Genomic DNA, 20097 nt, shown 5'->3' with positions numbered 1-20097 from the left:
CGACGCCGGTCATCGGGCCGCCGCCCCGGACTCCGCGCCGGAGGTGAGCCGTAGGAACATCTCCTCCAGGCCACCGGATCCGGCCGGGCGCAGTTCCAGCAGCACCACCCCGGCGGCCGCGGCGGCCTGGCCGATGGTCCGCGGATCAGACGGGACCAGGACGCTGCCGTCGGTCGTCGGGGAGCCGGTCAGCCCCATCCGCTGCAGCAGCGACTCGAGGGCGGCCGGATCCGACGCCCGGACCAGGGTTCCGGCGGCGCCGAGCAGATCCGCCTTGTCACCTTCGGCCAGGATGCGACCGTTACCGATCACCACGAGCCGGTCCGCGATGACCTCCACCTCGCGCAACAGGTGCGAGGAAAGCAGGACGGTTCCGCCCCGGTCGGCGAAATCACGCAGCAACCCGCGCATCCAGTGGATGCCCTCCGGGTCCAGTCCGTTGGCGGGCTCGTCCAGGATCAGCACGGCCGGGTCGCCGATCATGGCGTAGGCCAGGCCGAGCCGCTGCCGCATGCCCAGCGAATAGGCCCGTACCCGCCGTTTCGCCGGCGTGCCGCCGAGCCCGACCCGCTCCAGCCGGGCGCTCACCCGGTCGGTGTCCAAACCCATGGTGAGCGCGGCCAGCGCCAGCACCTCGCGCCCGGTGCGGCCGGCGTGCTGCGCGGACGCGTCGAGCAGCACGCCGACGTGCCGTCCCGGGTTGCCGAGCCGCCGGTAGGGGACACCCGCCACGGTGGCCCGGCCCGAGGTCGGCGGCGTGAGGCCACAGATCATTCGCATCGTCGTGGACTTGCCGGCGCCGTTGGGCCCGAGAAAGCCCGTCACCGTCCCCGGTTCGCAGATGAAGGACACATCGTCGACAGCACGCTGCGCCCCGTACGCCTTGGTGAGGTTCTCGACCGAAATCATGTGACACAGCGTGCGGGCCGGACGGAGGGGGCCGCTTCGGCCGACGGTCGATGTCCGCGAACCTTCGTCGATACCGGCACTACGACTTTGGTCGGTATCGGCCGGAGGCAGGCCGCCCGTAGAGTCGGCGCCGTGGAGCGATCGCTGACGGAATACCGCTGGTTGTGGCCGTCGGCGCTGGCCGCGGACCCGGCGGGACCGGTGCCGGCCCGTCGGTCCACGCGCGATTGGATCGTCGACGTCCACTGTTTCGTCTTCGCTTTCGGCTTCACCGTCCTGCTCACCGTCGACCTGCTCGGGCCGCATCCGTCGGTGGCGATCCAGTGGCTGGGCACCTCGACGTGGTCGACGATCGCGGACGGTGTGATCAGCGGGATCGCCGCGATCGGCCTGTGGTGGCGGCGCAGATTCCTGATGCCGTTGGCGATCTTCGTCGGCCTGTTGTCGTTCGTCTCGATCGCCAGCTGGGTGACTCAGTTGATCATGGTGTTCACCGTGGCCGTGCACCGCCGGTTCGCGGTGCTGGCCGCCTACATGGGCCTCACCGTCGCGGGAAACGCGGTGTTCGCCCTGGCGCGACCCGAGTACGGCGTCACCGTCTGGGATACGTTCGGCTGGGGCATGGCCATGGCGACGATCGCGGCGCTGTGGGGGATGCTGGTCCGGTCCCGCCGCCTGCTGATGCTCACCTGGCGGGAACGGGCCGACCGCGCCGAGGCCGAGCAGCAACTACGGATCAGTCAGGCCCGTGCGCTGGAGCGCACCCGGATCGCCCGCGAGATGCACGACGTCCTGGCACACCGGATCTCCCTGCTCAGCCTGCACGCCGGCGCGCTCGAGTTCCGGCCCGGCGCGCCACCGGAGGAGATCGCCGCGGCGGCCGCCGTGGTCCGTGCCAGCGCTCATCAGGCGTTGCAGGACCTGCGGACGGTGATCGGGGTGCTTCGTGCCGGCCAGTCCGACGAACAGGAGGCCCCGGAACGGCCACAACCCACGCTTCGTGAGCTGACCACGCTCGCCGGCGAGTCCCGCTCCGCGGGGAACCGGGTGCGGTTGACGTCGACGGTCGATCCGGAGACTGTGCCGGTGTCGGCCGCGCGGGACGCGTACCGGATCATCCAGGAAGGTTTGACGAACGTGCGCAAGCATGCCCCCGGAGCGTGCGTGCATGTCGTGGTCGGCGGCGCGGCCGGTGAGGGCATCACCATCGAGATCCGTAATCCGTTGCCGGTGACCGTCCCGGCTTCGCCCATCCCCGGCACCGGGGTCGGGCTGATCGGCCTCGGGGAGCGTGCCCGGCTGGCCGGCGGGCGGCTCACTCACGGCCGGGAGGGTGACGACTTCGTGCTCAGCGCATGGCTGCCGTGGTCGGCATGACCGCCGTCAGGGTGCTCATCGTCGACGACGATCCGCTGGTCCGCGCCGGTCTGTCGATGATCCTCTCCGGGGACGCGGAGATCGCCGTGGTGGCCCAGGCGGCGGACGGGGCCGAGGTGCCGGCCGCTGTCGCGCGGCACCGGCCCGACGTCGTACTGATGGACATCCGCATGCCCGGCGTCGATGGGCTGGCCGCCACCGAGGCGCTGCGCCGCCGGCCAGGAGCGCCTGAGGTGCTGGTGCTGACCACGTTCGACGCCGACGAGTTCGTGTTGCGGGCGTTGCGGGCCGGGGCGAGCGGCTTCCTGCTCAAGGACACGCCACCCGGGCAGATCCGGGATGCGGTGCTACGGGTCGCGCGGGGAGAGGCGACGTTGTCACCGACTGTGACACGCCAGTTGATCGCGCACGTCGCGGCGGGGGTACGACCCGAACGCAGCCGTGCCGCGGAGCTGTTGGACCGGTTGAGCGTGCGTGAGCGGGAGGTCGTGATGGCGGTCGCGCGGGGATGTTCCAACGCGGAGATCTCGGCGGCGCTGCACATGTCGGTGCCTACGGTGAAAGCGCACGTGTCGCGCGTGCTGACGAAACTTGATCTCAACAACCGGGTGCAGGTGGCGCTGCTCGCCCACGACGCCGGTCTGGTTTGACTTCTCCCCCAGCTGAAGGACTGTTGGTAAGCGACCGAACCGGCTGGACGGATTGCATGGACGTCGATGTTAGGCCCCAGGTCAGTGGCTTGGTCAGCGCAGCCCCGCTGTCTGATCTGCGAGTTGCCCGACCGAGTTCCGAAGGGCCGGGCTTCCACGAAGGTATTCGGTGAATCCCCCCACGTCGCGCCGACGCGGGCCGGGCGACCCCGTTCCAGACGCCCCTTCGTCACCTCGGGGCGGGTCCGGCGTGACCGTGCGCTGGACGCCGCCCGTCGCCCGGTGCGGGGCGCCGCGAGACACGTTCGGCGCGGTTGCGTCTCGGATGTCGGGCGTCATCCGGTGCGGGCCCGGCGGCGAGGCACGTTCGGCGCGTCGATTTGGGGAGACGCACCGGGCGTGCGCAAGGCGGCGCCCATCACCTCGAAAGCGGACAGGAGGCCGGATCGCCGTGGAAGGAGGTTCACCGGGCCGGATGACCCGACTCGATCGGGTTCCGGTGGAAGTCACTCGAAAAGCGAGTGCTTGCGGCCACCCTCAGCGCGTGCGCGAGCCCGACGGCGCAACTGGATCACCACGATGTCGCCGGCCGCGAACACCGCCCAACCGGCCAGCAGCCAGCCGGGAACCGTCCAGCCCGCGCGGAAGAGGAGGACCGACAAAACGGTGCACACCACCAGACCGAACAGGGCCAGGACCAGCCGCAGATTGAGCGGACTGTACGGCTCCTCCACCGTCCCGCGGCGGCCTCGGGGTTGCGCTCCGATGGGCATCACGGCAATCTACCCAACCTCGCGAAGGCGGAAACACGAGGCTCGACGCGGAATCAAGATCGAAATTTCTCTATATCGCTCGTCCGTTGTGGAAGACATGATGGAGGGCGGTCATCGATTCACCATCGATTCGACACGGGAGGCGCCATGTCCCAACCGGAGCGCAAGCTCGGCACGTGGCCGATCTTCGTCATCGCGGTCTCCGCCATGACGCCGCTCACCGTCGTGGCCGGCGCCCTGCCGCTGGGCTACGGCTCGGTCGGCGAGAAGGGCATTCCGGTGGCGTACATGCTGGTCGCCGCGGTGCTGGGGATCTTCACGGTCGGGCTCGCGGCGATGGCGAGACATGTGCCCAACAGCGGCGCCTTCTACGCGTACGCATCGATAGGTCTTTCTCGTCCGGCCGGTGTGGGCACCGCTTTCGTGGCGCTGCTCGCCTACAACGCGATGCAGATCGGTCTCTACGGCGCGTTCGGTGTGGCCGCGCACAACGCGCTGGCGATCTTCGGGCTGGAGATCTCCTGGATCGTCTGGGCGCTGCTCGGCTGGGCCGTGATCGCGGTGCTCGGCCGTCTCGACATCGACCTCAACGCCCGCATCCTCACCGTTCTGGTGTGCGCCGAGGTGCTGGTCGTCCTGGTCTTCGACGCGGTCATGCTCGGCAACCCGGCCGGCGGCACGGTCACCTTCGACACCCTCAACCCGGCGCTGATCGCCAGCGCGGGCGGGGTGTCGCTGTTGGTCGCGGCGATCGCTGGCATGGTGGGTTTCGAGGCCCCGCTCGTGTACGCCGCGGAGGCCCGTGACCCCCGGCGTACCGTGGCGCGGGCGATCGGTCTGACACTGCTTGTCGCGGCGGTGCTCTACGGCGGCACGGCCTGGGCGATGTCGGTCTCCGCCGGCCCGGATCAGATCGTCGCGGTCGCCGGCGCGCACCTCAACGACCTGTTCTTCTTCCTGCCCGAGCCCTACCTGCCGTCGGTGCTCGTCGACCTCGGCCGGATCTTCTTCGCGACCAGCCTGTTCGCCGCGATGCTGGCCTTCCATCACACGGTCGCACGCTACGGTCTGACCGTCGCCCGCGAGGGTGTCCTTCCGCGTGGCCTCGCGCGTACCCGGGACGGTGTGCCGGTGGCCGCCTCGACGGCGCAGTCCGCGCTGGCGCTCGCCGCACTCTTGATCTTCGCGGTGGCCACCTGGAACCCGACGATCGACCTGTTCCTGTTCGGCACCGTCTCCGGTGGCCTCGGCGTGCTCATCCTCATGACCATCGCCTCGATCGCGGTGGTGCGATTCTTCCGCCGCAACCGGCATGGTGAGACCACCTGGCGCAGCGCGGTGGCGCCCTGGATCGCCGCGGTGTTCCTGTCGATCGTGCTGCTGCTCAGCGTGGCCTTCTTCAGCGAGCTCCTGGACTCCGACAACGTTCTCAAGATCTGGTCGCCGACGCTGCTGTTCCTCCTGGCCCTGATCGGCGGCATCGTCTGGGGCCGCAAACTGCGACAGACCCACCCCGAGGTGTACGCGGTGATCGGCACCGGTCAGCCGCCCCTGCCACCGGGTGAAACCGTGCCGCCCGCCCCCACCGCCCACGAGCTGCGTACCGGCGAGCCGTCCGGCGCAGACCGTGGAGTCCGTGCGGAGGCCGCCGCGACCTCGGGGACGGACGCCACCGCCCGGGCGGATGCCGAGGCGCCGGGTTCAGGGGCTCGAGCAGCGGTCGCGGGTGAGCCGGCGGAGGGCGCCGGTCTGCCGGCGAGCGCGCCGCGGGGTGAGACCCACGAGGAGACGGCGAGCGGGGAGGACACCGGTCGTGCGGTGCCGGCGAGTGTGCGACCGGACGTGGACGCCACCAGCCAGGGCGAGGCCACCGACGGGGGTCCGGCCGATGAAACAGCGCAGACGGCACGGCGGAAGGATGCGGCACCGGACGCTGAGCATGCGGGGCGTGCGGCCGGAGAACGGACAGGCCGGTCCGCGAGCGCAGCCGGACCGGCGGTGGTGACCGGGCGTCCGCACGTGGACGGGCCGTCAACACCGCCCGCGGCCGGGAGCGACGCCGCGGCTCCAGAACCCGTGTCCCAAGTCGGGGGCGCCAGCGAGCCGGCTCCGATGGCGACGGCCGGGAACGAAGACGGAAGCGTGGCCGGTTCGGTGGCGACCGCCGGGAACGAGAGCGGAAGCGCGGTGGCCGGGAACGAGATCGGAAGCGCGGCGGGCGGGAACGAGATCGGAAGCGCGGCGGCCGGGAACGAGAGCGGGACCGGGGCAGTTCCGGCGGCGACGGCCGGAGACGAGGGTGCGAGCGGGACGGTTCCGGTGGCCGGGAGCGGCACCGCCGGGACGCCACGCCCGGCTCCGCGGAAACGGGCGCCCCGGAGACGTGCCCCGACCGAGCCTGGTGGGAGCGCGGCGCCCGGGCCCGCAGGCGGAGGTACGCCGGTCGAGGGCGCGGCCGCGGGGACTCCGGCGCCCCGCCGGTCTCCTCGGAGAAGGTCGCCCGGCGGCACCGCCGGTACTGGGACGTCACCGGCCGGGACCGTCTCCGAGAACGGGTCCGCGGATTCGCCCGCCGGACCGGAACCGGCTGCCCGCGCACCGAGAACCGGGCGTACGCCGTCGTCTTCCGGGGGTTCGCCATCGGGATCTCGCGGCACTCCGCGGCGGACGCCGCGGCCCCGCGGTCCCGAGGCGCCGGATGATTCCCCGGCGGCGGACGGACCGGAGAGCGATCGCTGATGGGAGGGGCGGGCGTCGCTGGTGGCTCGTCATCGGGATCTCGCGCCGCTTCGCGTCCGTGCGGTTCTGAGCCTTCACAACCCGGGGTTGATCACGCTGGGCGTGAAACCAGGCGGTTCGATCGCTGTTGTCGCTGGGCCGGGTGACGGGGCTGGTGCGTGTGCATCAGCCTCGTCACCATCGGGCTCGTCGGGGGTTGTCTGCCCCCGATGGATGCCTGTGACGTCGACGCGTTCTTGGAAGTGAAGTCCGTTTCTGAGTCTGACGCCGGGACCTGACCCGGAAGGGTCACTCACTGTTGCTACGAGTACGCCGGTCAGAGTTTCTGTCTCCCTGACGAGGTCCCCGGGCACCAGGCCGTGGCCATCCGTGTCGGGTGAGAGGTGGCTGGGTGCGGAGCCGGCCGCCGGGTCCGGCGGCACCCGAGGGCGGGGCCGCTCGGCCGGCCTGCCCGGCTACCGATCTCAGCCCGGCGGGCGCGGCAGAGGCCGGCGTGGCGGTGGGATCGCGTTTGCGGGCGGGGCGGGCGGAGTTGACGGGACGAGGTGCCGCGTACCGGAAATTGATGGCACGCGAACCTCGGCCACGATGGTTCTTTCTACTGTTCGGCGTGCTGCTGGTCGGAGGCCGGATGGGCGCGGAGGCTGCCGGCGTGGGCCTTGAGGGACGGGTCGCGACTGGATTTGATCAGGCTGGCGACGGTGGTGACGATCAGGATGCCGATGATCACGCCGAGGGAGACGGCGGTGCTGACCTCGGGGACGGACTCGCTGATGTCCTTGTGGGCCCAGTGCAGGACGAGTTTGACGCCGATGAAGGCCAGGATGATCGACAGGCCCGTGGACAGGTAGACCAGGCGGTCCAGCAGGCCCTTCACCAGGAAGAACAGGGCGCGCAGGCCGAGCAGGGCGAAGGCGTTGGCGACGAAGACGATGTATGCCTCCTCGGTCACGCCGAAGACCGCGGGGATGGAGTCGAGGGCGAAGAGCAGGTCGGTGCCCCCGATGGCCAGCAGGACCAGGAAGAGCGGGGTGAACATGCGCTTGCCGTCGACGCGGGTGATCATCTTGCCTTCGACGTAGTCGTCGGTGACCGGCAGGAAGCGGCGGCCCGCGCGGACCAGGGCGTTGTCGTCGACGCTGGGATCCTCGTCGCGGTGGCGGAAGAGCTGGAACGCGGTGTAGAGCAGGATCAGGCCGAAGACCAGGAACATGAACGAGAACATGCTCAGCAGGGCGGCACCCAGTGCGATGAAGATCACCCGGAGGATCAGCGCGATGATGATCCCGAAGGTGAGCACCTCCTGCTGGTAGCGCTCGGGCACGGCGAACGTCGACATGATGATCACGAAGACGAAGAGGTTGTCGACGGAAAGGCTCTTCTCGACGATGTACCCGGCGAAGTACTGGGTGCCGAAGTCCCAGCCGACGATGCTTCCGAAGACGATGCCGAACGCGATCGCGACGGCGATGTAGAAGATTGACCAGGCGGCGGCCTCACGGAAGCCGACGACGTGTGGACGGAGCACCCCGAGCGTCAAATCGAGGGCGAGCAGGGCGACGATGACACCGATGGTGACGGTCCACCCGAGCGCGGAGACCTCAAGCATGCTTCAGAGGATCTCGGAAGATTCTGCAAGCATGCTGAGAAATCGATAGGGTCAGGCCACCTGGAAGGACCTTTTCGCCAGTCCCATCCAGAATCCGTCGATCGGCTGCTCAGGCGCCTGCGACGGATCTTCGGACGCGCCCAGGGTGAGGAACATCGGGGCGAAGTGCTCGATGGTCGGGTGGGCGTAGGGCATGCCGGGGGCACGGTCGCGGAAGTCGGCGAGCTCGTCGACGGCGCCGCGGGCGAGGGTCTCGGCGGCCCAGGCGTCGAACTCCCGGGACCAGCCGGGCGCGGCCGCCTCGGGACGCCAGTCGCGCAGGAACGGCAGACCGTGGGTGGTGAAGCCGGAGCCGATGATGAGCACACCCTCGTCGCGCAGCGGGGCCAGCCGGCGGCCCAGGTCGAGCAGCCGGTCCGGTTCGAGGGTGGGCAGCGACATCTGGAGCACCGGGATGTCGGCGTCGGGATACATGATGGTGAGCGGAACATACGCACCGTGATCCAGGCCGCGGTCGGTGCGGGCGACGGTCTCGGTGTGCGGCATCAGCGCGGCGACTTCGTCGGCCAGTTCGGGAGCGCCGGGCGCACCATACCGAACCTGGTAGTAGCGGGGCGCGAATCCGCCGAAGTCGTAGACGAGCGGGACGGTCTCGGTGGCGCCGAGCATCAGGGGCGCGGACTCCCAGTGTGCCGAGGCCATCAGGATCGCTTTCGGCCGGGGGAGGCCGGCGGCGAGGTCGCGCAACTGTGCCGCCCAGACGGGGTCGTCGACGAGGGGCGGGGCGCCGTGGCTGAGGAAGAGAGCGGGCATCCGCACGATGACCTCCGTTGAAGCTTCAACTTTTACACCACGCTACGGCGATTTAGTTGATTGTGCAACTAGTTACCGAAAGTAGCGATAGACAATTGAAGATTCATCAATATTTACAGACTTCACAAGCGTTTCCAGGTTTCGTGATCGTTAACTGAAACGCCTGTCTGTGACTGTGATCCACATTGCCCTAAGTGGACGGAGCTTTAGTCCCTTCTGGAAGTTGCGTTGATCGTCTAGAGCTGGCAGGCTTCCAGCGTCGCGCCGCGGGGAGCGCTATGTAATTGCTTTCGTGAAGGTCACCCTCATTTCTCATGAGCGGGCACCCTCCCCCCATGGCGTCGGAAGGAGAATCGGGAGTGGCGTCGCCGCCGCAGTTACCACCCGCAGATGATCTCTATCTCACCGCTCACGACACGATTCGCGGCAAGTCCCTGCTGTCACCGGCCACCCTCGGCCTCGGTCTCGGCACGGCCCTGCTCGGCGAGTTGATGTTGTGGCGGCGGATCGATCTCGTCGAGACCGAGCTCGTCGTGATAGACGAGCGGCCGACCGGGGACTCCGCCAGCACCGCGGTGCTCGAGCAGATCCTGCGGGAGGCCGGCCGGCACGGCGTCCGCAACTGGCTCGCCTACCTCTCCACCGGCATCGCCACCGATCTGGTCGAGCGCCGTCTCTCCCGGGCCGCCCTGATCAAGCGGGTGGAGAAGCGCGGACTGCTCGGCGGAACCAAGGTCTCCTTCGTGCCGGCCGACTCGATGACCGCCGGCTGGCCGGCCACCCGGATCCGTACCAAGGTCACCCGGGACGAGCCCCTGGACGTGGCCGACCTGCTGCTGGCCGGCCTGATCCTGGCGACCGGCCTGGACCAGCACGTGCTGGCCACCCTGGAGGCCCGGGACCGGGCGGCGCTGTTCGACCAGTTCCGCAGGCTCTTCCCGGTGATGTTGCAACAACTCGTGTCGCAGGCCGAGGCGGCGGTCGGGGACGCCGTCATGGCCCGCCGCGCCTAACTCAAACCCCCCTACCTGTGGAGCAATCTGTGTCCTATTCCGGCACAAAACCCCCTGAAAGCCGTGTGTCCGACGCGCTGGCGCAGAACCGGCTCGGCGTCGCGGCGGTCGTCTTCTTCGTCATGTCGGCGGCCGCCCCGCTCACCGTGGTGGCCGGCGTGGTGCCCACCGGCCTCGCGGTCACCGGGCTGATCGGCATCGCCATCGCCTTCCTGGCGGTCGCCGTGGTCCTGGCGATCTTCTCGGTCGGCTACGTGGCGATGGCCCGGCACATCTCCAACGCGGGCGCCTTCTACGCGTACGTGTCGCAGGGGCTCGGCCGTCCCCTCGGCGTCGGCGCCTCGTGGGTGGCCCTGCTCGCGTACAACATGTTCCAGGTCGCCTCGTACGGTGGCTTCGGCGCGATCGCCCAGCCGCTGTTCCTGGACTGGTTCGGCGTCGACACCCCATGGTGGGTGCTGGGCCTGGCCGCGTGGGCGCTGGTCGCCGTCCTCGGCGTACGCGACGTCGCCGTCAACGGCCGGGTGCTGGCCACCCTGCTGGTCGCCGAGATCCTGCTGACCGTGGTGTTCGCGGTTGCCGAGGTCACCACGGACGGCTTCACCGCCTCGTCCGCGCCGCTCGACCCGTCCACGCTGACCGGTGCGGGCGCCGGCGCGCTGCTGGTCATGGCGATCACCGGCTTCGTCGGCTTCGAACAGTCGGTGGTGTTCAGCGAGGAGTCGCGCGACCCGCGGCGTACCGTCGCGCGGGCCACCTACATCGCGATCGCGCTGATCGCGGTGCTCTACGCCTTCGCCTCCTGGGCGATGATCTCCGCGGCCGGCGCCGACAAGGTCGTGGAGCGGGCCGGCGCCGAGGGCCCGGAGCTGTTCTTCAACCTGGCCGCCGGCCCGCTCGGCGGCACCGCCCTGCACCTGGGCCACGCGCTGTTCCTGACCTCGCTGATCGCGGCGATGATCTCGTTCCACAACATCATCTCGCGGTACATGTTCTCGCTCGGCCGGGAGGGCGTGCTGCCGCGCCTCTTCGGCCGCACCGTGCCCGGCACCGGCGCACCGAAGAACGGCTCGCTGGCCCAGTCGGTGGTCGGCCTCACGGTCATCGTGGTCTACGCCGTGATGGGCTGGGACCCGCTGGTCCAGCTCTTCTTCTGGGGCGGCACCGGCGGCGGCCTCGGCGTGCTGCTGCTGGTCACCCTCACCGCCTTCGCGGTGATCGGCTTCTTCGCCCGCCACCCGGAGGGCGAGGACGTCCTGCACCGGGTGATCGCCCCGGTGATCGGCGCGGTGCTGCTGCTGGTCATGTCCTACCTGGCGATCGACAACATCGCCACGCTGCTCGGCGTCGAGCCCGGCAGCACGCCGGCGCTGGTGGTGCCGCTGTCGTTCGCGGTGCTGTTCGCCGCCGGCGTCCTGTGGGCCTTCTACCTGCGCGCCGCCCGGCCGCAGGTCTACGCCGGCATCGGCCTGGGCGCCCGCAGTTCCGCCACCACCGGCGGATTCTCCGCCGCGCTCAACGAGGAGAGCAACCGATGATCCGGTCAGCACGTCAGGACGAGATCCCGGCCGTCGGCGCGCTGATCTCGCACGCGTTCGACGACCTGGCGGCCAACAACTACCTGGTGCCGGTGCCGGCCGACCGGGAGCGGGTGATGGCGGACTTCTTCACCCTCTACACCGAGCACGCGTACGCCTACGGCCGGGTGGACGTGATCGACCACGCCGACGGCGGGCTGGCGGCCGCCGCCGTCTGGTTCGACCGTGTCAACGAGATGCCGGAGCCGCCGCGGTACACCGAGCGGCTGACCGAGCTGGCCGGCGAGCATCTGGAGCGGTTCCACGCCCTCGACGAGGTGTTCGACAAGAACCACCCGCACGAGGAGCACTGGCACCTGGCGTTTCTGGCGGTCCGCCCGTCGGAGCAGAGCCGGGGCCTCGGTGGGGCGCTGATGCGGCACACCCACGAGCAGCTGGTGGCCGAGGGCGTGGCCGCCTACCTGGAGGCGACCAACGCGAACAACGTCCGGCTCTACCAGCGGCACGGGTACACGCCGATGACGCCGTTCGAGATCTACCTGCCGGACGGGACACCGTTCTACCGCATGTGGCGAGCTGTCTGAAAAGGATCACCTGCTGGGGGCGCGGACCCGTGGGGTCCGTGTCCCCAGGAGTATTGACGCGGCAGCACGAGCGTAATTACATCGAAACCAGGTCCAACGCAGCGTTGCCGACCGGTTACCCGCGGCTGGAGCATCGCCGGCGGGAGGGGTGCGCATGGCTGACAACGCTCGAGTGAACCCGCTGGTCCCACGGGGCAGTTCCGCGGAGCGGCCGTTCGACGTGTTCATCACCCCGGAGAACGCCGGCTGGGACTACTCCGGGCTGCGGGTGGCGCGCCTGCCGGTCGGTGGCCGGGCCCGGTTCACGACCGGTGACGACGAGATGCTCGTGGTGCCGCTGTCCGGCGGCTGTGACGTGGCCTGCGACGACGAGCGGCTCACCCTGACCGGGCGGCGGTCGGTGTTCTCCCGGGTCACCGACTTCGCCTACCTGCCGCGGGACTCGCTCGTGACGCTGCGCGCGCCGAACGGCGGACGGTTCGCGCTGCCGGCCGCCCGGACCGGGCACAAACTGCCGTTCCGGTACGGCGCCGCCGAGGACGTGCCGGTGGAACTGCGCGGCGCGGGCCAGGCCAGCCGGCAGGTCAACAACCTCTGCACGCCGGACTCGTTCGAGACCGACCGGCTGATCGTCTGCGAGGTCCTCACCCCGGGCGGGAACTGGTCGTCGTACCCGCCGCACAAGCACGACGAGCAGTGCGACGGGGAGAACCCGCTGGAGGAGATCTACTACTTCGAGGTGGCGGCGTCCCCGGCCGGCGGCAACGGCTGCGGCTACCAGCGGGTGTACGGCCACCCCGACCGCCCGATCGACGTGTGCGCCGAGGTCCGCAGCGGCGACGTGGTGCTGATCCCGTACGGCTGGCACGGCCCGTCGATGGCCGCACCCGGGTACGACCTCTACTACCTCAACGTGATGGCCGGCCCGGGCGAACGGCGCTGGCTGGTCCGTGACGATCCGGCGCACGGATGGGTGCGCGGGCGCTGGGCGGCCGAACGGGTGGACTCCCGGCTGCCCCTGACCTCGATCCGTGAGAAGAGGCGTTCGTGAAGCAGCGGCTCACCGTCGGCCAGGCCGTCGTGCGTTTCCTGGCGAACCAGTGGACCGAGCGGGACGGCGTCGAACAGCGGACGGTCGCCGGCGTCCTCGGCATCTTCGGGCACGGCAACGTCGCCGGGATCGGGCAGGCGCTGTTGCAGGCACAGCGCACCGGGACGCCGGACATGCCGTACCGGCTGGCCCGCAACGAGCAGGCGATGGTGCACACCGCGGTCGGTTACGCCCGGATGCGCAACCGGCTGTCCACGATGGCCTGCACCGCCTCGATCGGGCCGGGCTCCACCAACATGCTCACCGGCGCGGCCCTGGCCACCGTCAACCGGCTGCCGGTGCTGCTGCTGCCGTCCGACGTCTTCGCCTCCCGGGCGGCCGTGCCGGTGCTGCAGGAACTGGAGGTGCCGGCCGCCGGGGACGTGTCGGTCAACGACGCCTTCCGGCCGCTGTCGAGGTTCTTCGACCGGATCTGGCGGCCCGAACAACTGCCGCAGGCGCTGCTGTCGGCGATGCGGGTCCTGACCGACCCGGCGGAGACCGGCGCGGTCACCCTCTGCCTTCCCCAGGACGTGCAGGCCGAGGCGTACGACTACCCGGACGAGCTGTTCGCCAGACGGGTGTGGCACGTGCCCCGGCAGGCTCCCGACCCGCTGGCCGTGGAACGGGCGGCGGCCATCGTCCGCGGCGCGCACCGGCCGCTGATCGTCGCCGGGGGCGGGGTGATCTACGCCGAGGCGTCGGCCGCGCTGGACCGGTTCGCCCGGGAGACCGGCATCCCGGTGGCCGACACCCAGGCCGGCAAGGGTGCGCTGAGCTGGGATCATCCCAACGCGGTCGGCGGGATCGGGGCGACCGGCAACCCGGTGGCCAACCGGCTGGCCCGCAACGCCGACGTGGTGATCGGTGTCGGCACCCGGTACAGCGACTTCACGACCGCCTCGCGCAGCGCCTTCCAGCACCCGGACGTGCGGTTCGTGAACCTCAACGTGGCCGGCTTCGACGCCGGGAAACTGTCGGCGCTGCCGCTGGTCGGCGACGCCCGGGCGGGGCTGAACGCGCTGCTGCCGGCGTTGCACGGACGACGTTTCACCGGGGACTTCCGCGACGACGTGACAGCCTGGCAGGCGGCTGTCGATCACGCGTACCGGGGCCGGGGGACACCGGGCGACCTGCCCACCCAGGCCGAGGTGATCGGGGTGGTGAACGAGGCGTGCGGGGCACGCGACGTCGTGGTGCAGGCGGCCGGAAGCCTGCCCGGCGACCTGCAACGGCTCTGGCGGGCCCGGGACCCCAAGCAGTACCACGTCGAGTACGGCTACTCCTGCATGGGCTTCGAGATCGCCGGCGCCGTCGGGATCAAGCTGGCCGAGCCGGGCCGCGAGGTGTACGCGCTGGTCGGCGACGGCTCCTACCTGATGATGGCGCAGGAGATCGCCACCGCCGTCGCGGAGGACCTGAAGCTGATCGTCGTCCTGGTGCAGAACCACGGGTTCGCCTCCATCGGCGGCCTCTCCGAGCAGGTCGGCTCGCAGCGGTTCGGCACCGCCTACCGTTACCGCAACCCGCGCAGCGGCGACTACGACGGCGCCCGGCTGCCGGTGGACCTGGCCGCCAACGCGGAGAGCCTGGGCGCCTCGGTGATCCGCTGCCGCAGCATCGCCGACCTGGTCGAGGGCCTCAAACAGGCGCGCGAGGCGGACCGGCTCACGGTGCTGCACATCGAGACCGACCCCGCCCCATCGGCGCCGTCGTCCGAGTCGTGGTGGGAGGTGCCGGTCGCCGAGGTCTCCACCCTGCACAGCACCAAGCACGCGCGTACCGAATATCTCGCCGGAAAGCGCGACCAGCGCCACCACCTGCGACCGGGAGGTCTGTAGAGATGACATCGCTCGGAGGTTCCGCATGATCAGACGTGTTCTCGCCGCCGGGGCCGCGGCGCTGCTCCTGCTCGGCGCGTGCAGCGGCGGCGGCCGGGAGGAGCCGGACGCCGGCACCGGCGCACCCGGTTACACCATCGCGTTCATCACCCACGAGACGCCCGGCGACACGTTCTGGGACAAGGTCCGCTCCGGCGCGCAGCAGGCGGCCGCCGACCAGAAGATCGACCTCAAGTACTCCAACGACCCGGACGCCGGCAAGCAGGCGGTGCTGATCCAGCAGGCGGTCGACTCGAAGGTGCAGGGCATCGCCACCACCCTGGTCACGCCGGACGCGCTGGCCGGATCGGTGAAGGCGGCGACCGCGGCCGGGATCCCGGTGGTCGGGCTGAACGCCGGCATCGGGCAGTACCAGGACCTCGGGGCGCTGATGTACTTCGGCTCCGACGAGACGGTCGCCGGGACCAGCCTGGGCGAGCGGATCGCCGCGGCCGGGGCGAGACATCCGCTCTGCGTCATCCACCAGACCGGCTCGGTCGCCCTGGAGGCACGCTGCGCGGGCGTCAAGAGCGCCGTCCCCGGGACCGAGAACCTCCAGGTCAACGGGGCCGACGACGCGGCCGTCACGTCGACGTTGCAGGCCAAGCTGGCGCAGGACAAGACCATCGACTACGTGGTCACCCTGGGCGCGCCGATCGCGCTCGACGCCATCAAAGCCGGGGGTACGGCGAAGCTGGTCACCTTCGACCTGAACCAGGAGACCGCCCAGCTGATCAAGGACGGGAAGATCGAGTTCGCCATCGACCAGCAGCCGTACGTGCAGGGCTACATGGCGGTCACGTCGCTCTACCTCTACCTGAAGAACGGCAACGACATCGGCGGAGGACGGCCCGTGCTGACCGGGCCGTCGTTCGTGGACAAGTCCAACATCGACACGATCCTGCCGTACACCCAGAAGAACACCCGGTGAGGCGGGCGGTGCGCCCCGAGGTGGGCGCGCTGGTGGCGGCCGCGGTCATCTTCGTCTTCTTCCTGGCGGTGGCCCCGGCCTTCCGGTCGGCGGAGGCGTTCTTCACGGTGCTCTACCAGTCGTCGACGATCGGGATCGTCGCGGTGGCCGTGGGGATGCTGATGATCGGCGGCGAGTTCGATCTGTCGGCCGGGGTCATCGTGACCTCGGCCGGACTGGTCAACTCGATGTTCTGCTGGTATTTCGGGATCAACCTGTGGGTCGGCGCGCTCCTGTCGCTGATCTTCTGCCTGGCCGTCGGGTTCCTCAACGGCTACCTGGTGATGCGCACCGGCATCCCCAGCTTCCTGATCACCCTGGGCACCTTCTTCGTGCTCCAGGGCGCCAACCTGGGCGTCACCAAGCTCGTCACCGGTTCGGTGTCCAGCGCCGACGTCAGCGGGATCGACGGGTTCGGCTCGCTCGGTGCGATCTTCGCGTCCAGCTTCACAATCGGGCCGGTCACCGTGTGGGGGACAGTGCTGTGGTGGATCCTGTTCGTGGCGCTGGCGACCTGGGTGCTGCGGCACACCCGCGGCGGAAACTGGATCTACGCGGTCGGCGGGGCGGCCGACAGTGCCCGGGCGGTCGGGGTGCCTGTCGTGCGTACCAAAATCGGGCTTTTTCTTGCCGTGTCGTTTCTCGGCTGGTTTGTCGGGATGCACAACCTGTACCGGTTCAACACGTTGCAGGCGGGCGGCGGGGTCGGCAACGAGTTCCTCTACATCATCGCGGCGGTGGTCGGCGGAACCCTGCTGACCGGCGGCTTCGGCAACGCGCTCGGGGTGGCGATCGGCGCGTTCATCTTCGGCATGACCAGCCTCGGCATCGTCTACGCGGGCTGGGACCCGAACTGGTTCCGGGCCTTCCTCGGCGTGATGCTGCTGCTCGCCGTCCTGGTCAACCTCTACGTCCGCAAGCTGGCCACCAGGGAGGCCCGCGCATGATCGAGATGACCGGGGTCGGCAAGTCCTACGGCCCGATCCGTGCGCTGCGCGACATCGACCTGCGGGTCAACGCCGGCGAGGTGACCTGCGTGCTCGGCGACAACGGGGCCGGCAAATCCACCCTCATCAAGATCATGTCGGGGTTGCATCCGCACACCTCCGGTGTTTTGAAGGTCGACGGCCGGGAAACCGTCTTCACCTCACCGCGGCAGGCCCTCGACCTCGGCATCGCCACCGTCTACCAGGACCTCGCCGTGGTCCCGCTGATGGAGGTGTGGCGCAACTTCTTCCTCGGCTCCGAACTCACCGCCGGCCGCTTCCCGACCGCCCGGCTGCGGATCCGGGACATGCGCCGGATCGCCGACGAGGAACTGCGCAAGATGGGCATCACCGTCGCCGACATCGACCAGCCGATCGGCACCCTCTCCGGCGGACAGCGACAGTGCGTGGCCATCGCCCGGGCCGTCCACCTCGGCGCGCGGGTGCTGATCCTCGACGAGCCGACCGCGGCCCTCGGCGTGCGGCAGTCCGGGGTGGTGCTGCGGTATGTGGCGGCCGCCCGGGACTCCGGCATCGGCGTCGTCTTCATCACCCACAACCCGCACCACGCCCACCTGGTCGGCGACCACTTCGTGGTGCTCAAACTCGGGAGCATGGCGCTCGACGCGCGCCGCGGGTCGGTCACCCTCGACCGGCTCACCGCCGAGATGGCCGGCGGCGCCGAGCTGGCGCAACTGGCCGAGGAGCTGCGACGTCCGGCATGACCCCTTTCGGTACGCGTACGCCGTACCGGAAAGGGGTCTGAAAGGGCGGCCGTTCTCCGCGATCGTCGGCAAATCCGTCGCGAAGAACGCCGCCCAGCCGGTCCAGTGTGTGGAGTTGCGGTGCGAGTCGCGCCCGAACTCCACACGCGGGCCGGTTCGGTGTGTGGGGTTGCGGTGCGAGTCGCGCCCGAACTCCACACGCGGGCTGGTCCGGTGTGTGGAGTTGCGGTGCGAGTCGCGCCCGAACTCCACACATGGGGTGGCTAGTTGTCGGGCAGGACCAGTACCTGGCCCGGGATGATCCGGTCCGGGTCGGCGATGACCTCCCGGTTGAGGTTGAAGATCTCCCGCCACCGGCTCTCGTTGCCGAGCTTCTCCCGGGCGATCCTCGACAGCGAGTCACCGGGCTTGACCGTGTAGAGCCGGGGGATCGGGCCGGTCGGCTGGGCCGGCGGCAGGAACAGCACCTGGCCCGGGAAGATCCGGTTCGGGTTCGTGATGGTGGCCCGGTTCAGCACGAAGATCTCCGGCCAGCGGGCCTCGTTGCCCAACCGCTCCCGGGCGATCTTGCCGAGCGTGTCGCCCTGCCGAACCGTGTACGTGCGCGGCGTCTCGCCGCCCGGCAGAACCTTCGCGAGGCGCAGCAGGTCGGCCAGCTCGAACTGGCCCGGCTGCTCGGACGGCAGGGTGGGCCGCCAGCCCGGCGTCTTCAGGAACGAGTCGTCGCTGCGCCGGACCAGGCCGACCAGCACCTCGGCGATGATCGTGCTGCCGACCGGGCCCAGGTGTGCGCCGTCGTGCAGCGCCTTCGCCTCGGCCAGCACGTAATACCAGAGCGGAGTACGGGTCAGGAACTCGCTCTCGTCCAGGGCCGCACGCTGGGCGTCACTGCCCGCGGCCTGGCGGATCTGGTCCTTGCTGAGCGTCTCCACGCCGAGCAGGTCGGCGACGGCCTGGCCGGTGGGCAGGCGCAGCCGGTAACCGCGCAGCAGGTTGCGCACCGCGAGACGGCCGGCGTCGGCGGGCTGCTCCGGCACGCCGGTCGGCGACTTGAGCCGGAACAGCGCGCCACCGTCGAGAGACGCCAGCTTGGTGTCGAGTTTGCGGGCCTTCATCACGTTGTCGCCGGAGCCGACGATGTTCTCCCACTCGATGATCCAGTTCTCCGGGAGTGTCTCGGCCTGCTCCAGGCCGATGTCCTCGCCCAGCTGCCCGCTCAGCGCCGTGAACACGAACAGCAGATCCAGGCTGCCCGGCGGGCGGCTGTTGACCCGGAAGTTCGAGTTGAAGTTGTACAGGCTGCGCACCATCGAATGCCCGAACCGGTACGCGGCGACCGCGAACTCCAGCGGCATGAAGAACGGCTCGGCGTACGGGTTGTACCACCGGTTGCCGTTCACCACGATGTCGTCCACGATCTCCGGGTCGGCGACCCGCTTGAGGAAGTCGTGCACCACGATGTGCTGGTAGTGCTGGCGCAGCACCCGCCGTGCCTCGCGGAACGACAGCCCCTGGTCGATCAGCACGTTGTGCGCCTTCAGGAACGCCACGTGCAACTGCGAGATGATCGTGTTCTCGTCGTTGCGCGGGTCGCCGATCAGCGCCGCCCGGTCGTGTACCGGATCCAGCCGGTTGCGCGGCTCGCGCGGCACGTCGTTGTCGTCGCCCTTGCCCTTGGGTCGCGCCGCCGGCGGCCCGTTCGGGTTCGGCGGATTCTGGAGTTTGAGCTTGTGAACCTTGCCGACCAGCAGCTTGTCCTCGTTGTTCGGATCGCGTGGCTGAGGCGGGCCGTAGACGCTGTCCAGGTCCAGGGTGGCCGACCGCTGGTTGCGCATCACCTTGCGGATCTGCGCCAGGGAGAGCGGCGCCATGCCGGTGTCGAGCAGCACCGCCATGTCACCGGAGCCGAGCCCGGCCGTCCGGTCCTGGACCTCCAGGGTGATGTCATGGTCGATGAACTGGCCGAGATAGGTGTAGGCGGCCGGGATCGGACCGTTGTCCTCCCGGGCCTCCTCATCGGTCATCGCCTGCCCGAGCCGCTTCAGCTTGGCCGGAGTGTCCGGTAGCCGTGGCAGCAGGTTCGACTCGTCGTCCTGCAACGTCGGGAAGAGCAGGTCGAACGGTTGGGTGCTGACCGGTGGCGCCAGGGCGAAGGCCAGCGGTGACCGTGCGGCGAAATCGGCCAGTTCCTTCTTGGCCTTGTCGATGTCTTCGTCGGTGATGGGTCGCCCGTGTCCGAGACGCGGCATGGTGGATCCTCTCGCTCCGAGGTGGAGACATGGCCGCGCGGCGAAACCGACCGGCGCAGCCGTCGATGGGCCGGCGGGTCCGGGGAGTTCTGGATGATCCGCCGGTCATATATCGGTCGGTATCTCTCAGCGGCCACGATAGGCAGCGGCACTCCACAGCGAAGACAAGTTGGTGACACAGGCCGACGCTGT

General features: G+C 69.8%; 16 protein-coding genes. 11 read left to right on the top strand and 5 right to left on the bottom strand.

Annotation, left to right across the window (positions count from 1 at the left end):
- Positions 1 to 9: 9 nt before the first annotated feature.
- The gene (locus tag AB0I88_RS04830; RefSeq protein WP_361018319.1) at positions 10 to 909 is read right to left on the bottom strand and encodes an ATP-binding cassette domain-containing protein; all 900 of its coding nucleotides are present in this window, start codon (positions 907 to 909) and stop codon (positions 10 to 12) included.
- 132 nt (positions 910 to 1041) lie between these two features.
- Between AB0I88_RS04830 and AB0I88_RS04825 the strand changes: the two genes are divergently transcribed.
- Both AB0I88_RS04825 and AB0I88_RS04820 read left to right on the top strand, forming a co-directional pair.
- Complete coding sequence (locus tag AB0I88_RS04825; protein ID WP_361018316.1) at positions 1042 to 2286, top strand: histidine kinase; 1245 nt, start codon at positions 1042 to 1044, stop codon at positions 2284 to 2286.
- Entirely contained in the window at positions 2283 to 2936 is a 654-nt protein-coding gene (locus AB0I88_RS04820; RefSeq protein WP_361018313.1) for a response regulator transcription factor, read from the top strand. Before AB0I88_RS04825 ends, AB0I88_RS04820 begins: the two co-directional genes overlap by 4 nt.
- A gap of 506 nt (positions 2937 to 3442) precedes the next feature.
- Here AB0I88_RS04820 and AB0I88_RS04815 read toward each other — a convergent pair.
- A complete protein-coding gene (locus AB0I88_RS04815; RefSeq protein WP_361018310.1) occupies positions 3443 to 3709 on the bottom strand; it encodes a hypothetical protein in 267 nt (88 codons plus the stop codon).
- 147 nt (positions 3710 to 3856) lie between these two features.
- Between AB0I88_RS04815 and AB0I88_RS04810 the strand changes: the two genes are divergently transcribed.
- Positions 3857 to 6448, top strand: a complete 2592-nt coding sequence (locus AB0I88_RS04810) for an amino acid permease (RefSeq protein ID WP_361018307.1) — start codon at positions 3857 to 3859, stop codon at positions 6446 to 6448.
- A 598-nt stretch (positions 6449 to 7046) separates the two neighbouring features.
- Here AB0I88_RS04810 and AB0I88_RS04805 read toward each other — a convergent pair.
- Both AB0I88_RS04805 and AB0I88_RS04800 read right to left on the bottom strand, forming a co-directional pair.
- On the bottom strand, positions 7047 to 8057 hold the full coding sequence (locus AB0I88_RS04805) for a TerC family protein (protein ID WP_361018304.1): 1011 nt from the start codon (positions 8055 to 8057) through the stop codon (positions 7047 to 7049).
- A 51-nt stretch (positions 8058 to 8108) separates the two neighbouring features.
- A complete protein-coding gene (locus tag AB0I88_RS04800; protein ID WP_361018406.1) occupies positions 8109 to 8870 on the bottom strand; it encodes a class III extradiol ring-cleavage dioxygenase in 762 nt (253 codons plus the stop codon).
- A 335-nt stretch (positions 8871 to 9205) separates the two neighbouring features.
- Here AB0I88_RS04800 and AB0I88_RS04795 point away from each other — a divergent pair, with 335 nt between their 5' ends.
- From AB0I88_RS04795 to AB0I88_RS04760, 8 genes are all read left to right on the top strand, one after another.
- Positions 9206 to 9883 carry a GPP34 family phosphoprotein gene (locus AB0I88_RS04795; RefSeq protein ID WP_361018301.1) on the top strand — a complete coding sequence of 226 codons (678 nt, stop codon included), beginning with the start codon at positions 9206 to 9208 and terminating at the stop codon, positions 9881 to 9883.
- Between the two features lie 65 nt (positions 9884 to 9948).
- Positions 9949 to 11421 (top strand): APC family permease, encoded by a 1473-nt coding sequence (locus tag AB0I88_RS04790; RefSeq protein ID WP_361018298.1) that lies wholly within the window; start codon positions 9949 to 9951, stop codon positions 11419 to 11421.
- On the top strand, positions 11418 to 12005 hold the full coding sequence (locus tag AB0I88_RS04785; RefSeq protein WP_361018295.1) for a GNAT family N-acetyltransferase: 588 nt from the start codon (positions 11418 to 11420) through the stop codon (positions 12003 to 12005). The genes AB0I88_RS04790 and AB0I88_RS04785 overlap by 4 nt, the downstream gene beginning before the upstream one ends.
- 154 nt (positions 12006 to 12159) lie before the next feature.
- Positions 12160 to 13056: a 5-deoxy-glucuronate isomerase gene (gene iolB, locus AB0I88_RS04780; protein WP_361018291.1), complete on the top strand. Its 897-nt coding sequence runs from the start codon at positions 12160 to 12162 to the stop codon at positions 13054 to 13056.
- On the top strand, positions 13053 to 14936 hold the full coding sequence (iolD, locus tag AB0I88_RS04775) for a 3D-(3,5/4)-trihydroxycyclohexane-1,2-dione acylhydrolase (decyclizing) (protein ID WP_361018288.1): 1884 nt from the start codon (positions 13053 to 13055) through the stop codon (positions 14934 to 14936). The genes iolB and iolD overlap by 4 nt, the downstream gene beginning before the upstream one ends.
- A 25-nt stretch (positions 14937 to 14961) precedes the next feature.
- Positions 14962 to 15906, top strand: coding sequence for a substrate-binding domain-containing protein (locus tag AB0I88_RS04770; RefSeq protein WP_361018285.1), 945 nt, complete (start codon positions 14962 to 14964; stop codon positions 15904 to 15906).
- Entirely contained in the window at positions 15903 to 16892 is a 990-nt protein-coding gene (locus AB0I88_RS04765) for an ABC transporter permease (RefSeq protein WP_361018282.1), read from the top strand. The genes AB0I88_RS04770 and AB0I88_RS04765 overlap by 4 nt, the downstream gene beginning before the upstream one ends.
- Positions 16889 to 17656 carry an ATP-binding cassette domain-containing protein gene (locus AB0I88_RS04760; RefSeq protein WP_361018280.1) on the top strand — a complete coding sequence of 256 codons (768 nt, stop codon included), beginning with the start codon at positions 16889 to 16891 and terminating at the stop codon, positions 17654 to 17656. Before AB0I88_RS04765 ends, AB0I88_RS04760 begins: the two co-directional genes overlap by 4 nt.
- Positions 17657 to 17919: 263 nt before the next feature.
- Here the strand turns inward: AB0I88_RS04760 and AB0I88_RS04755 are convergent, their stop codons facing one another.
- Positions 17920 to 19905, bottom strand: coding sequence for a LysM peptidoglycan-binding domain-containing protein (locus AB0I88_RS04755; RefSeq protein ID WP_361018277.1), 1986 nt, complete (start codon positions 19903 to 19905; stop codon positions 17920 to 17922).
- Positions 19906 to 20097: the final 192 nt, after the last annotated feature.

The organism is Actinoplanes sp. NPDC049802 (assembly GCF_040656595.1).
Taxonomy (GTDB): domain Bacteria; phylum Actinomycetota; class Actinomycetes; order Mycobacteriales; family Micromonosporaceae; genus Actinoplanes.
Note: the sequence above shows the minus strand (reverse complement) of the source record. Positions and strands in the feature narration are given on the sequence as shown.